This is a genomic window from Actinopolymorpha singaporensis, from assembly GCF_900104745.1.
GTDB lineage: Bacteria > Actinomycetota > Actinomycetes > Propionibacteriales > Actinopolymorphaceae > Actinopolymorpha > Actinopolymorpha singaporensis.
The window spans coordinates 5,792,914-5,804,789 of the sequence record NZ_LT629732.1 but is presented as its reverse complement, the minus strand read 5'-3'; the positions used below and the strand labels follow the sequence as shown (position 1 = coordinate 5,804,789).

Here is an 11,876-nt window from a genome sequence, read left to right as displayed (position 1 = left end):
ACGTGAACGGCGTGGTGCGGCTGCCGGCGCCGGCCCGCCGGGTGGTGGCACTGGACTGGACGTACGCCGAGGATCTGCTCGCGGTCGGTGTCCGGCCGGTCGGCGTGGCGGACAAGGCCGGCTACGCGGCGTGGGTCGGCGGCGGTCCCCGGCTGGACCACACCACGGCCGAGGTCGGGCCGCGCCAGCAGCCCGACCCGACGGCCGTGCGCGCCCTGCGGCCCGACCTCATCCTGGTCGGTGCGGACGAGACCAACGCTGTGGTGGCGCAGATGCGCAAGATCGCGCCGGTGCTGGTGTTCGACCCGTACCGGCCCGACATGTCCGCCTGGACCGAGATGCGGACGACGTTCGCCGCTGTGGCCCGGGCGGTCGGCCGCACCGACCAGGCCGCCTGGGTGCTGCGCGGGCTGGACGACGCGATCGCGCGGGACCGGTCGAAGCTGGCCGCCGCGGGGGCGGCGAACCTGCCGGTGGCGCTCGCCCAGGGCTACTCCGTGGAGGGCGTGCCGACGATCCGGATGTTCGGCCGGACCTCGCTGGCCGGGGACCTGCTGGGCCGGCTCGGCCTGCAGAACGACTGGCGCGGGGAGCCGGACCGGTACGGCCTCTCCACGGTCGGGCCGGCAGATCTCGGGCAGGTGTCCACGGCGGACTTCCTCTACCTGGCCGACCCACGAAGCGACATCTTCACCGGCGCCATGACCGGCCGGCAGGACTGGCGGGGGCTCGCGTTCGTGGCCGAACGACGGGTTCACCGGCTCGGCGCGAGAACGTGGTTCTTCGGTGGGCCGCTGTCAACCCGCGCCTGCGCAGACGCACTCGTGCGTGCACTGGGCCGGTCTTCCTAGTCGTTGCCTTTCCTCCGGATCAGGATGCACGACGCCGGTTTTCTCTTTCCTGACAGGGATTCCGCGCTCCCCGAGTGGTACATGCCGGACAGAGCGGCCGATTCGCCAAGCAGACAAGGGGCCTCGCGATCATCCGAGGGATTTCCGTCGGGCCCGAAGCAGAATTCCGTCGGGCGGAAGCGTTTTCGTCGGACCGGCGGAGGGGACTCTCACAATGTGATTGCTCTCATCGGCTCGCTGCTGGCGATCACGACGCTCGCGCTGGTGGTCATGGCGCTCGTCGCGGTCTTCTCCCGCACCACGAGCACACCCACGCCCGAAGAGGACGCCAACCACTACCAGGACGGACATCTGCTCCATCCGGACCGGCCCGGACTGAACGGGCAGTACGAGGACGCCGCCTGACGAACCGCGTGCCTCAGGCCAGGTGCTCGACCAGCCGGGCGAGCCACGGCACGGCCAGGGTGAGCGTGGGCACCACCACCAACGCGGCCGCCGCGAGGTAGGTGGTGGCCGCGAGCACCCGGTGGGGTTCGCCGGGCCGGGCCAGCCGGCGTACGCGGGCGAGGGTTCCCGTGCCACCGGCGGCCAGCCCGCCGGCCGGTGCGGCCGGGGTGGACGCCAGCGTCACCAGGGCGCGGGCCACCGGGGGAGCGCCGACCCGTCGCCGGGCCGCGTCGTCGGCGAGCATCTCCACCAGCAGGTGTGCGCGCTCGAACGCCGTGCGGCTGCGCACCCAGCGCGGAAACGCCTGTCGCAGCGCGGTGAACGCCTCCAGCACCAAATCGTGGCGAGCCCGCAGGTGGGCGCGCTCGTGCGCGAGGACCGCGTCGAGTTCTTCGGGGGCAAGCTGGTCCAGGGCGCCGGAGGACACCACGACGCGGGAGCACCGCACCCCCGGCAGGCAGTACGCGAACGGCGTCTTCTCGGCGAGCACCCGGATGCCGAGCTCCTCACCCTGCAGCCGGGCGGTGTCCGGACGGGTGGACTGCAGCCGCTCGCCGGGAGTGCCCACCAGGTCGACGACCATCCGGTGGTGGCGGCGCCGGGCCCGGGTGCGGACCGCGACCAGCAGGCTCGCCCACGCCAACCGGACCGCGACCACGACGGTGAGCAGGGTCACCGCCACCTGCAGGGCGGTCCGCTCCGCTCCCTGGCCGGGCCGCAGTACGACGTCGGTGCCCAGGCTCAGGCCGGCACCGAGGGCGGCGAGGACGGCGGCCAGCGCCAGCGCCTGCCACAGGACCAGTGCGGCGCGGGGCACCAGCGAGGGCCAGCGGGCGCGGCCGAGGAGTTCGGGCACCGGCCAGGTGAGGAGGAGCGCCAGCGCACCCAGGACGACCGGCGTCATGTCAGCTCCGGGGGGTCCGTCGGCGGGGCCGGGGGGCGAGTGCGTCCACCTCGGCGAGGGCCTCACGCAGGGCGGCTGCCTCCTCCGGGGACGCCTGGTCGACGAACCGGACGAGGGCGGCGGCCCGGTTGGCGCCGCTGCCGGCTCCGTCGAGCGCCTCACGCATCAGGTCGGCGACCAGTTGGTCCTGGCCCGCGGCCGCCTCGTAGCGGTAGGCGCGGCCGTCGCGCACGCGGCGTACGACACCCTTCTTCGCCAGCCGGTCCAGGACCGTCATCACCGTGGTGTAGGCCAGGTCACGTTCGACCGCGAGCGCCTCGTGGACCTCGCGGACCGTGACCGGATCCTTGGCGGACCAGACGTGTTCCATGACCTCGCGTTCGAGGTTTCCCAACCGCGCCATGTCCGCGATTCTACGACGCTGTGTCGTACTCGGGCGTTCTCGGTCGGTACCGGGCGCTGTGGTTTCGCTCACGCGGCAGGCGTCACGCGGTTTGGCCGCCGCCGGGCCGGTAGGTATCGTCCCGCCGGTGGTGACATCTGCCGCTGATCCCGGAGCCCCCTCGTCCGACCCGGTGGGACCGTCCCTGGAAGGTGACGTCCAGCACAGTGGTGCGAGGGAGGGTGCCGCAACCGAGGGTGCCGCCACCGGAACCGGGTCCGAGGCCGCCGGGTGGGCGGAGAAGACGCGCGACCCGTTCTTCGACAACGCGAAGTACATCGCCATCGTGCTGGTGGTGGCCGGTCACGCGATGGAGGCGTTGCGTGACGTGCCGGCGGGCCGCGCGCTCTACCTCTTCCTGTACATGTTCCACATGCCGGTGTTCATCATCGTGTCCGGCTACTTCTCCCGGCGCTTCCCGTTCTCCAGGAACAAGGCCCGCAAGCTCATCACGCAGTTGCTCGCGCCGTACGTCCTCTTCCAGATCGTGTACATGCTGCTCGGAAAGTTCGTCGGCGGCCACGATGTCAACCCGACCTTGCTCGACCCGTACTTCCTGGTGTGGTTCCTGCTGGCGTTGTTCGCCTGGCGGCTGTCGACGCCGGTCTGGCTGCGGATCCGCCGGCCGCTGGCGGTGGCGGTGCTGATCTCCTTGGCGGCCGGGCTGCAGGAGCTTCCGGGCGTGCTGGAAACCGGCCGGATCCTCAGCCTGCTGCCGTTCTTCGTGCTGGGGATGATGCTGAAGCCGGAGCACTTCGCCTACCTGCGGCGGCGCTGGGTGCGGATCCTCGCCGTTCCGGTGCTGGCCGCAGGCCTGGTTGTCGCCTACTGGGCGCAGACCCGGATGAGCGTGGAGTGGGTCTTCTGGCGCCGCAGCAACGACTATCTCGGGGTGGACAACCTCACCGGTACGGCCATGCGGACGGGGATGCTGGTCTGCGCGACGATCCTGTCCGCGGCGTTCCTCGCGCTCGTGCCCTCGAGGAAGACGTGGTTCACCGGCCTTGGTGCGATCACGTTGTACGTCTACCTCCTGCACGGCGTGCCGGTGAAGGTGGCCGACTACCTCGGGTGGTACGACCACCCCGCGCTGCACACCACTCTCGGCGTCCTGGCCGCCGCGGTGGGTGGCATCGCGCTGGCCGGGCTGTTGTCGACGCCGCCGGTCCGGGCGGCGACCAGGTGGGCGGTCGAGCCGCGCCTGGCCTGGGCGTTCCGCCCTCGTCCCCGCAAGCTCACGTAGGCGGAGCGAGCACTTCCCCCGCATCACCGCGCCTGACCGGTGTGAGCAAGGTTACGACGCTCTGTCGTACTACAAGAAGTAGTATTCAGGCATGGGTGCAGTCGACCTCGCGCGGTGGCAGTTCGGCATCACCACCGTCTACCACTTCCTCTTCGTTCCGCTGTCGATCGGCCTGTCGGCGATCGTGGCCGGGCTGCAGACCGCGTGGTTCGTCACGAAGGCGCAGCGCTACCTCACGTTGACGAAGTTCTTCGGCAAGATCTTCATCGTCAACTTCGCGGTCGGCATCGTCACCGGGCTGATCCAGGAGTTCCAGTTCGGGATGAACTGGAGTGCCTACTCGCGGTTCGTCGGCGACATCTTCGGCGTACCGCTTGCGATCGAGGGACTGCTCGCCTTCTTCCTGGAGTCGACGTTCCTCGGCCTGTGGGTGTTCGGCTGGGACCGGCTGCCGCGGGCGGTGCACCTCGGCTGCATCTGGGTGGTCGCCATCGGAACCCAGATCTCGGCGTACGTCATCCTGAGCGTCAACGCGTGGATGCAGCATCCCGTCGGCTACCGGATCGACCCGGCGACCGGAAGGGCCGAACTCACCGACTTCACCGCCCTGCTGACGAACCCGGTCGCGATCGAGGCCGGCCTGCACACCGCGGCCGCGTGCCTGCTCACCGGCGGTGCCCTGGTGGCGGGTGTGGCGTTCTGGCACCTGGCCCGCCCGAAGGCGACCGAGGCCGCTCGGGCGGCGTTTCGTACCGCGGCCAAGGTGGGTTCGAGTGTCGTGGTCGTCGCGGCCCTGGGCGTGGTGGTCACCGGTGACTCGATGATGAAGCTGATGACCCAGCTGCAGCCGATGAAGGTGGCCGCGGCCGAGGGGCTGTTCGACACCGAGCAGCCGGCGGGGTTCTCGCTGCTGACCCTGGGGACGGCGGACGGCCGGCGAGAACTGTGGAGCTTCCGCTTCCCGGACCTGCTGTCGTTCCTGGCCACCGGCAGCTTCACCGGCAAGGTGGAGGGCGTCAACCAGCTGCAGCACAAGGCGGTCGCGGCGTTCGGGCCCGGCGACTACGTGCCGAACGTGCCGGTGACCTACTGGAGCTTCCGGCTGATGATGGGCTTCGGTCTGCTCGCGGCGTTCCTCGCCCTGGTGGGGCTGGTGGTGCTGCGCAAGCCGGGGTTGCTCGCCAACCGCTGGGTGCCCCGGGTCGCGCTGACGGTGCCGTTCCTCCCGCTGCTGGCCAACAGCTTCGGCTGGTTGTTCACCGAGGGCGGCCGTCAACCGTGGCTCGCGTACGGGCTGTTCCAGACCGCGGACGGTGTTTCGCCGGGCACCGCCGCCTGGCAGGTGGTCGTGTCGCTGGGCGTGTTCACGCTCGTGTACGGGGTGATGGCGGTGGTGGAACTCGGCCTGCTGCGGCGGGTCGCCCGGCAGGTACCCGACCTGCCGCCCGGCGACGGTGACGGTGCGGATCTCGTACCGCCCGGGCGTGACTCCGGCGACCGGGAGGCCGACGAGGCCGACCGCCCGATCACCTTCGCCTACTGACGAAAGGGCCGCAATGATGGACCTGCCGACGCTGTGGTTCGGGTTGATCGTCTTCTTCTGGACGCTCTACTTCGTCCTGGAGGGCTTCGACTTCGGAGTCGGAGTGCTCGCCCGCGTGCTCGGCCGCGACGAAGCCGAGCGAGGGAAGTTGCTGTCCACCATCGCGCCCGTCTGGGACGGCAACGAGGTGTGGCTCGTGGTGGCCGGCGGCGCGATGTTCGCGGCGTTCCCGGGGTGGTACGCCACCCTGACGAGCGTCTACTACCTCCCGCTGGTGGCGATCCTGGTCGCGCTCATCCTGCGTGGAGTCGCACTGGAGTTCCGCGGCAAGCACGACGACGACCGCTGGCGCCGCAGGTGCGATCTGGGGGTGGCGGTCGGCTCGGCCCTCCCGCCGTTGGCGTGGGGCGTCGCGCTGGCCGGCGCGGCCCGGGGCCTTCCGCTGGACGGACGCGGCGTGCTCGTCGGCGGCCTCGGCGCGCTGCTGCATCCGTACGCCCTGCTGGGTGGGTGCGCGTTGCTCGCCCTGTGCCTCCTGCACGGTGCAGCGTTCCTGCGGCTGCGCACGACCGGTGAACTGCGCGCCCGCGCGAGCCGGGCACTCGCCGTCGCGAGCGTTCCGGCGGTCCTGCTCGGCGGCGGGTTCTGGCTGTGGACCGCGCTGCGAGCGGGCCCTGCCGGCGGGCTGTCCGGGTGGGTGGACCTGGTCGGTGCGGTGGCGGCCCTCGGCGTGGTCGCCGGGGTGGTCCTGCGCCACGACGGCTGGGCGTTCGCCGGCACCACGGCAGCGGTCGGCGCCACGGTGGTGGCGATCTTCTGCTCGGCGTTCCCGACCCTGATGCCGTCCACCGTCGGCCGGGCACACGACCTCACGGTGCTGACCGAGGCCTCCCCGGCGTACGGGCTGCGTGTCCTCACCGTGGCCGGGCTGGTGACCCTGCCGGCCGTGCTCGCCTACCAGGGCTGGTCGTACTGGGTCTTCCGCAGGCGGGTGGCCGGATGAGCGCGTCGTCGACGGTGCGTCCGCTCGATCCGCGGCTGCTGCGGTACGCCCGGGCGAGTGCGGTGTACGTCGGGCTGACCGCCGGGATCGGTGCGGTGACGGCCGGTCTGGTGATCGCCCAGGCCACCTTGCTGGCCGACGTGATCAGCGGCGTGTTCGACGGTGCTTCCGGTGGGCGTGGGGGGACGACGCAGACAGCGGGGTACGGATGGGCGCTTGCCCTGCTGGGACTTGTCGTCGCGGCCAGGGCCGGGCTCGCCTGGGGGCAGGAGGTCGCCGCCCAGCGCTCGTCCGCCGCCGTCAAGGCGACCTTGCGTCAGCGCATCACCGAGCACGTGGCCGAGCTCGGGCCGTCCTGGCTGGGCACCGAACGCCGGGCCGCGCTGACCACGTTGGTGACGTCCGGCCTGGACGCGCTGGACGGCTACTTCGCGCGTTACCTGCCTCAACTCGTGCTCGCCACCATCGTCCCGGCCGCCGTCGTGGTGTGCCTGTTCACCGCCGATCCGGTTTCCGCGGTGATCGTGGCGCTCACCCTGCCACTGATCCCGGTCTTCATGGTCCTGGTGGGGCTGGCCACCAGGGCACGTACCAGGCGGCGGTGGCGGGCGCTGGCCGTGCTGGCGCACCACTTCGCGGACGTCGTCGCAGGTCTGCCCACCCTGAAGCTGTTCGGCCGGGCGAAGGCCCAGGCGCGGGCGCTGCGCGAGGTGTCGGACGAGCACCGGCGGGAGTCGCTGGCCACCCTGCGGATCGCGTTCCTGTCCGCGCTCGTCCTCGAACTGCTGGCCACCCTGTCGGTGGCACTGGTCGCGGTCGGGATCGGGCTGCGGCTGGTCGAGGGTGAGCTGGACCTGCGAACCGCGGTGCTGGTGCTGGTGCTGGCACCGGAAGCGTACCTGCCGTTGCGGATGGTGGGTACGCACTTCCACGCCAGTGCCGACGGGCTCGCCGCGGCGGAGGAGGCGTTCCGCGTCCTGGAGACTCCGCTGCCCGATCGCGGTGATCTCTCGGTCGACCCGGGCAAGGTCACCTTGACGGTGCGCGACCTCGAGGTCCGCTATCCCGACCGTGACGCGCCTGCCCTTGCCGGATTGACGATGACCGTACGGCCGGGGGAGACGGTGGCGGTCGCCGGGCCGAGTGGCGCGGGCAAGTCCACCTTGCTGGCCGGCCTGCTCGGCTTCGTGGCCCCGGTGTCCGGGCAGGTGCTCGCGGATGGGCGCGACCTGGCCGGCGTCGACCCGGCGGCCTGGCGGGCCGGCGTCGCCTGGGTGCCCCAACGTCCCTACCTGCTGGCCGGAACGGTGGCCGGCAACGTCCGGATCGGCGACCCGGAAGCCGGCCGGAGCCAGGTCGCGGCCCTCCTGGCCCGCGCCGGTGCCGCTGATCTGGACGCCGACCGGCCGGTGGGGGAGCGCGGCGCCGGTCTGAGCGCCGGGCAGGTTCGCCGGGTCGCGCTCGCCCGCGCGCTGGCCCGAGTGGAGCGGCGGCTGGCGTCCGGCCGCGGCTGCCTGCTGCTGCTGGACGAACCCACCGCCGGACTGGACATCGCAACCGAGGAGCAGGTCAGGGCCGAACTCGCCCGGCTGCGGACGAGGGGCGTCACCACGGTCGTGGTCACGCACCGTCAGGCGCTTCTCCCACTTGCCGACCGGGTCGTGGAGGTACCTCTGCGACCGCCCCCCACCTCCCGGCCCGGTCGCCCCCTCGCCGGAGCGCTCGCATGACCAGAACGACCCGCGTGGTGCAGGGTCTCCGCATCGCCAGGAACACCCGCAGGGCCGGGGCCCGGCTGCTCCTCGCCGCGGCCGCGGGCGTCGCGGCGGCGGCCAGTGCCGTCGCCCTGCTGGCCACGTCGGCGTGGCTGATCTCGCGGGCCGCCCAGCATCCGCCGGTGCTGGTGCTGATGGTCGCGATCGTGGCGGTGCGCGCGTTCGGGCTCGGCCGGGGTGTGCTGCGCTACGTCGAACGGCTGCTCGCGCACGACTCGGCGTACCGGCTGCTGGGTGACGTCCGGGCGGACGCGTACCGCCGGCTGGAACGGCTGGCTCCCGGCGGGCTGTCGGCGTTCCGGTCCGGAGACCTGCTCGCTCGGCTGGTCGCCGACGTGGACGCGGTGCTGGACGTAATCCTGCGGGTCGCGCTGCCGGTGGCCGCCGCAGGGATCACCGGCGCCGCCACGGCGGTGTTCCTCGGGCTGGTCCTGCCGGCCGCCGGGGTGGCGACCGCGGTGGGCGTCGGACTGGCTCTGGTCGTGGTGCCGTGGCTGGTGGCCCGGTCCGCCCGCGCGGCCGAGCGTGCGGTCGCTCCCGAGCGCGGTCGGCTGGCCACCGCCACCACCGAACTCCTCGACGGAGCACCGGACCTGCTGGCCTACGGTGCGACCGGCCCGGTGCTGGAGCACGTGCGTGCCGGCACGGAACGGCTTCGGCGGGCCGAGCGCAGGTCGGCCTGGAGCGCGGGCCTCGGCTCGGCCGGCCTGGTGCTGGCGGTCGGTGCGGCCTGCTGGGTGGGCCTCGCGGTGGGGGTTCCCGCGGTCGCCGGTGGCCGGCTGGACCCGGTGCTGCTGGCCGTGGTGGCGTTGGTCCCGCTGGCCCTGGCCGACGTGTTCGCCCCGATCCCGGCAGCGGCGCTGGGCGCCACGCGTGCACGTCCGGCGCTGGCCCGGCTGACGCAGCTGCGGTCGGCGCCAGAGCCGGTCGCCGAACCCGAGCACCCACTGCCTCTGCCGCCCGGCCCGCACCACCTGAGGGTGGACGATCTCGCGGTGCGCTGGTCGGCGGACGCGCCGTGGGTGTTCACCGGTGTCAACCTGGACCTGCCACCCGGCCGGCGGATCGCCGTGGTCGGGCCGAGCGGATGCGGCAAGAGCACACTCGCCCAGGCGCTGGTGCGGTTCGTGGAGCCGGGCCGGGGCCGGATCAGCCTGGACGGTGTGGACGTACGCCGGTTCGCCACCGACGACGTGCGTACGGTGGTCAGCCTGTGCGCCCAGGACGCCCACATCTTCGACACCACCCTCGCCGAGAACGTCCGGCTGGCCCGGCCCGGCGCCGACGACGCCGACGTACGTCAGGCCCTGGAGCGGGCCCGGCTGCTGGACCGGCTGGAATCGTTCCCAGCCGGCATCCACACCAGGGTCGGCGAACACGGCGAGCGGTTGTCCGGTGGCGAACGCCAACGGCTGGCGCTGGCCCGGTGCCTGCTGGCCGGAACCCCGGTGGTGGCGTTCGACGAACCCACCGAGCACCTGGCGGAGCCCGACGCCACCGCGCTCACCCGCGACCTGCTCGCCGCGACCGCCGACCGCACCGTCATCCTGGTCACCCACCGCGCGGTGCCCGCCGATCTGGTGGACGAGGTGCTGGACCTGGGGCCTACCGTCGCCGCTCGGTGAGCTGCCGGATGTGGTCGTACTCCTGCGCGGACGGCGGGTCGACGCCGACCCGCACCGGACCGGCCGGCAACCCCAGGAGGTCCAGTGCGGCCTTCAGGCTCGCCGTACCACCGGACAGCGCGTCGACCACCGTGTCAACCTCGGCTTGCGCGCGCTGCTCGGTCACCGCGTCACCGGCCCGCACCGCCGCGGCCAAGTCCAGGAACGGTCCCGGGAAGGCCGCGGAGACACCGGAGACGACGCCGGTGCCACCGATGCGGTGGATCCGGGCCAGGTCGATGTCCGCCCCTGAATAGACCGCGAACTCTCGCGGCAGGGCCGCGCGGTAGGCCGCCACCGCGTCCACCGGCTGCCCGCTGACCTTCACCCCGGCCAGGCCTGGGATCGTTGCCAGCTCGGCCAGGAGTTCCACGTCCACCCGGGTGTTGGTGAGACTTTCGAAGAGATACGCGTACACCGCCGCTCCGCCGGCCGCGTCTGCCACGGTTCGGAAGTGGTCGAGCACCACCTGGCGGCTCGCCGGGTGGTAGTAGGGCGTGAGCGCGGCGAGCTTGCGTGCCCCGAGCCCGACCGCCGCCCGGGTGAGTGCCACGGCCTGGTACGTCGTCGCCGCCCCGACGTGGGCGTAGACGCCGTCCGTGTCCGGCCAGACCTCCAGCGCCGCGTCCACGACGGCGAGGCGTTCGGCGTCGGACAACGCGACGAACTCGCCGTTCGTACCGGCGACCAGCACCCCGTTCACGCCGTACGTCGCGACGTGGGCGAGCAGGGTGCGAACCCCGGCGACGTCGAGCGACTGGTCGTGACCGAACGGTGTCGGCGCCGCGGTGATCACCTGAAGGCCGGGCACCGGGTCGGGCGTTGCGTCGGGCATGAGGTGTCCGTTCCGTCGTCGTCGGGTCATCGTGCGTGGTCGGTGCACCCTGGTTGTGCACGCGGACCGGTGGCCTCGCGTCCGATACCGGTCGTGCTCCGCTGCGGGGCCACACGGGCGTCGCCGATCGTTCGTCGGCTCTCGGTAAGGTCCGAAGCGAGGTGTCCGGTAAGCGGACACGACGAAGGGACAGTTCGCATGACCATGCGTTTCGGTGTGTTCGTACCCCAAGGCTGGCGGATGGACCTGACCGAGATCTCCGATCCGGTCGAACAGTACGAAGCGATGACCGCCGTCGCCAAGGCCGCCGACGCGGGACCATGGGACTCGATCTGGGTTTACGACCACTTCCACACGGTGCCCGAGCCCACGCAGAACACCACGTTCGAGTGCTGGACCATCACCTCGACGCTGGTGCGCGACACCCAGCGGGTCAACGTGGGCCAGATGGTCGGCTGCAACGGCTACCGTCACCCGGCGCTGTACGCCAAGATCGCCTCCACGGTCGACGTCGCGAGCCACGGCCGCCTGTACGCCGGCATCGGCGCGGGCTGGTACGAACACGAATGGAAAGCCTACGGCTACGAGTGGCCGGAGCTGCGGGACCGGATGGGTGCGTTCCGTGAGGCCACCGAGCTCATCTACAAGATGTGGACCGAGGACGCGCCGGTCTTCAACGGCAAGTACTACTCGATCGACAAGCCGTACAACGAGCCGAAGGGCGCGCGCAAGCCGCACCCGTCGTTCTGGATCGGTGGCGGTGGCGAGAAGGTCACGCTGAAGCTGGTCGCGAAGTACGGCGACGCGGCCAACATCGGTGGCGGTGACCCCGAGGCGTTCAAGCACAAGGCCTCGGTGCTGAAGGAGCACTGCGACAAGCTGGGCCGCGACTACGACTCGATCATCAAGTCGACCAGCCTCAACGTGTTCCCGATCGAGGCCGGCGCCGACCCGGAGAAGGCCACCGCGAAGGCCCGCGGCCGGCAGAGCTACGAGCAGTTCGCCGACGCCAACGTCGTGGGCACCGCCGACGAGATCGCGGCGAAGGTCGAGGCGCTGGTCGAGGCCGGCTCGGACTACCTCATCACCTACATCCCCGGTGTCGCCTACGACCACGAGCCGCTGCAGCGGTTCGCGGACGAGGTCATCCCGCGCTTCAGCTGACGGAT

The 11,876-nt window shown here is 71.9% G+C and carries 11 protein-coding genes; 8 read left to right on the top strand and 3 right to left on the bottom strand.

Annotated features, from left to right (window positions below; translation table 11 throughout):
• The first annotated feature begins 2 nt into the window (after positions 1–2).
• Positions 3–851 (top strand): ABC transporter substrate-binding protein, encoded by an 849-nt coding sequence (locus BLU27_RS25940; RefSeq protein ID WP_157728806.1) that lies wholly within the window; start codon positions 3–5, stop codon positions 849–851.
• A 216-nt stretch (positions 852–1,067) separates the two neighbouring features.
• Complete coding sequence (locus BLU27_RS25935) at positions 1,068–1,256, top strand: hypothetical protein (RefSeq protein WP_092656207.1); 189 nt, start codon at positions 1,068–1,070, stop codon at positions 1,254–1,256.
• A gap of 13 nt (positions 1,257–1,269) precedes the next feature.
• Here the strand turns inward: BLU27_RS25935 and BLU27_RS25930 are convergent, their stop codons facing one another.
• Both BLU27_RS25930 and BLU27_RS25925 read right to left on the bottom strand, forming a co-directional pair.
• Positions 1,270–2,202, bottom strand: a complete 933-nt coding sequence (locus BLU27_RS25930; protein WP_092656206.1) for a M56 family metallopeptidase — start codon at positions 2,200–2,202, stop codon at positions 1,270–1,272.
• A 1-nt stretch (position 2,203) separates the two neighbouring features.
• Positions 2,204–2,605, bottom strand: a complete 402-nt coding sequence (locus BLU27_RS25925) for a BlaI/MecI/CopY family transcriptional regulator (RefSeq protein ID WP_092656205.1) — start codon at positions 2,603–2,605, stop codon at positions 2,204–2,206.
• Positions 2,606–2,732: 127 nt separating this feature from the next.
• Between BLU27_RS25925 and BLU27_RS25920 the strand changes: the two genes are divergently transcribed.
• The 5 genes from BLU27_RS25920 to cydC all read left to right on the top strand — a co-directional run bounded on the left by BLU27_RS25920 (position 2,733) and on the right by cydC (position 9,833).
• Entirely contained in the window at positions 2,733–3,887 is a 1,155-nt protein-coding gene (locus BLU27_RS25920) for an acyltransferase family protein (protein WP_241827642.1), read from the top strand.
• Between the two features lie 91 nt (positions 3,888–3,978).
• Positions 3,979–5,430 (top strand): cytochrome ubiquinol oxidase subunit I, encoded by a 1,452-nt coding sequence (locus BLU27_RS25915; protein ID WP_092656203.1) that lies wholly within the window; start codon positions 3,979–3,981, stop codon positions 5,428–5,430.
• 16 nt (positions 5,431–5,446) lie between these two features.
• Positions 5,447–6,433, top strand: coding sequence for a cytochrome d ubiquinol oxidase subunit II (gene cydB, locus BLU27_RS25910; RefSeq protein WP_092658307.1), 987 nt, complete (start codon positions 5,447–5,449; stop codon positions 6,431–6,433).
• Positions 6,430–8,163, top strand: coding sequence for a thiol reductant ABC exporter subunit CydD (gene cydD / locus BLU27_RS25905; protein ID WP_241827641.1), 1,734 nt, complete (start codon positions 6,430–6,432; stop codon positions 8,161–8,163). Before cydB ends, cydD begins: the two co-directional genes overlap by 4 nt.
• Positions 8,160–9,833, top strand: coding sequence for a thiol reductant ABC exporter subunit CydC (gene cydC, locus BLU27_RS25900; protein ID WP_092656202.1), 1,674 nt, complete (start codon positions 8,160–8,162; stop codon positions 9,831–9,833). Before cydD ends, cydC begins: the two co-directional genes overlap by 4 nt.
• On the opposite strand, the gene BLU27_RS25895 is transcribed toward cydC, so the two are convergent.
• Entirely contained in the window at positions 9,814–10,707 is an 894-nt protein-coding gene (locus tag BLU27_RS25895; protein WP_157728805.1) for a dihydrodipicolinate synthase family protein, read from the bottom strand. The genes cydC and BLU27_RS25895 overlap by 20 nt on opposite strands.
• Before the next feature lie 198 nt (positions 10,708–10,905).
• Here BLU27_RS25895 and BLU27_RS25890 point away from each other — a divergent pair, with 198 nt between their 5' ends.
• Entirely contained in the window at positions 10,906–11,871 is a 966-nt protein-coding gene (locus tag BLU27_RS25890; RefSeq protein WP_092656200.1) for an LLM class F420-dependent oxidoreductase, read from the top strand.
• Positions 11,872–11,876 lie beyond the last annotated feature (5 nt).

Coding starts and splice junctions, on each gene's coding strand:
- BLU27_RS25930 (WP_092656206.1), bottom strand. CDS start 2,202: ATGACGCCGGTCGTCCTGGGTGCGCTGGCGCTCCTCCTCACCTGGCCG.
- BLU27_RS25925 (WP_092656205.1), bottom strand. CDS start 2,605: ATGGCGCGGTTGGGAAACCTCGAACGCGAGGTCATGGAACACGTCTGG.
- BLU27_RS25915 (WP_092656203.1), top strand. CDS start 3,979: ATGGGTGCAGTCGACCTCGCGCGGTGGCAGTTCGGCATCACCACCGTC.
- cydB (WP_092658307.1), top strand. CDS start 5,447: ATGGACCTGCCGACGCTGTGGTTCGGGTTGATCGTCTTCTTCTGGACG.
- cydD (WP_241827641.1), top strand. CDS start 6,430: ATGAGCGCGTCGTCGACGGTGCGTCCGCTCGATCCGCGGCTGCTGCGG.
- cydC (WP_092656202.1), top strand. CDS start 8,160: ATGACCAGAACGACCCGCGTGGTGCAGGGTCTCCGCATCGCCAGGAAC.
- BLU27_RS25895 (WP_157728805.1), bottom strand. CDS start 10,707: ATGCCCGACGCAACGCCCGACCCGGTGCCCGGCCTTCAGGTGATCACC.
- BLU27_RS25890 (WP_092656200.1), top strand. CDS start 10,906: ATGACCATGCGTTTCGGTGTGTTCGTACCCCAAGGCTGGCGGATGGAC.